The organism is Bacillus fungorum, from assembly GCF_002746455.1.
In the GTDB taxonomy this organism is placed as follows: Bacteria; Bacillota; Bacilli; order Bacillales; family Bacillaceae_G; genus Bacillus_A; species Bacillus_A fungorum.
On record NZ_NWUW01000104.1, the window covers coordinates 1 to 1,725 of the forward strand.

Sequence of the window (1,725 nt, forward strand, 5' to 3'; positions counted from 1 at the left end):
GAGGTTGTCCCAAAAGTAGCTGAATAGTTACTTTTGGGCAACCTCTTTTTTTGCATAAAACATAAAAAAGAATCGTCCAACTTTGATATAATTAAGTCACCACAACCAAATCACCAAAAGAAAGGAACGATTCTCTTATGTTTATAGATTATAACAAAAACCAACTCACTTTTCCATTAGATGTTGAGGTTCATATTCCTGAACATCATCTTTCACGTGTGGTTCATACAGCTGTAGAAGCTATGGATCTCTCTATCCTCTTATCACGTTATCCAGGTGGTGGCAGACCACCTTATCACCCAAAAATGATGTTGAAAGTCTTATTATACGCCTACACAAAAGGAATCTATTCTTCTCGAAAAATCGAGGAACAACTCCATGAAAATATCCATTTCATGTGGCTTTCTGATGAAAAAACACCAGACTTTCGTACAATCAATCGTTTTCGATCCGAGCGCATGAAAGACGTGATTTATGAAACTTTCTTCTCTCTTATCGACCTGTTGAAACAAGAAGGGCTTGTCAAACTCGAAGATTATTTTCTAGATGGAACAAAAATCGAGGCAAATGCCAATCGATATACGTTTGTGTGGAAAAAGTCTACAGAAAAATATGATCAAAAACTAGATGAGAAGTACCAAAAGATTGTCGCGACAATTGAACAAGCAAGTGAAGACGATCAGAAAGCGGAATTAGAAGAAGAACAAATGAAAGATGCCTGTCCTGTCACTTCTGAAAAAATTAAACAAACCATTCAAACCTTAGAAAAACGCCTGCAAGATGAACCGAAAAATACAACAATAAAAAAAGCAAAGCGTCAGTTAGAAAATGATCTTCTTCCACGCAAAATAAAGTACGAAGCTCATAAAGAAACATTTCAAGAAAGAAATAGCTTTTCAAAAACAGATACAGATGCGACCTTTATGCGGATGAAAGAAGATCACATGAAAAATGGGCAACTTAAACCAGGGTACAATATACAAATTGGAACCGAGGATCAATTTATTACAGGGTTTAGTATTCATCAAAAAGCGGGAGATACAACTTGTTTCATTCCTCATTTTAAAATATTTGAGAAGTACAATCGTGTAAAGCCACAAAATGTAGTTGCCGATTCTGGTTATGGAAGCGAAGAAAACTATGCATTCTGTGAAGAGAAGAAAATGAAAGCATATGTGAAATACAATACATTTGAAAAAGAACAAACGAAAGCTTGGACGAAACAAATCGGTCGCGTAGAAAATATGTCTTATGATGAAGAGCTAGATGAATGGATTTGTGCAAATGAAAAACGTCTTATTTTTTCACATGAAAGCAAACAACAAACAAGCAATGGTTATACTTCTATCAAAAGAACCTATCGCTGTACAGAATGTTTGGGCTGTCCATTTCAAGAAACATGTGCCAAAGGAAAAGAAACAAAATCTATCAGTGTCTCTATAAAAAATCAAAAACAGCGAAAAGAAGTGCGAGAACGTTTACATACAAAAGAGGGGAAAGAATTATACGGTCAACGAAAAATAGAAGTAGAACCCGTATTTGGTCATATTAAATACAATCGTTTCTTCCAACGTTTCTCCTTACGAGGCCTTTCCAAAAACAGATTGGAATGGGGTCTTATTTGTGTTGCCCATAATTTACGGAAATGGACAACAACAGCTCAATCAAAAGCGAAAAACCCCGATCATAAATAGAAAACCTATTGGTTTTCTACTTATGATCGGG

At 35.5% G+C, this 1,725-nt stretch carries 1 protein-coding gene; it reads left to right on the forward strand.

The window, feature by feature from the left end:
• Nucleotides 1–137: 137 nt before the first annotated feature.
• Nucleotides 138–1,694, forward strand: coding sequence for an IS1182 family transposase (locus CO726_RS30800; RefSeq protein WP_099686814.1), 1,557 nt, complete (start codon nucleotides 138–140; stop codon nucleotides 1,692–1,694).
• Nucleotides 1,695–1,725 lie beyond the last annotated feature (31 nt).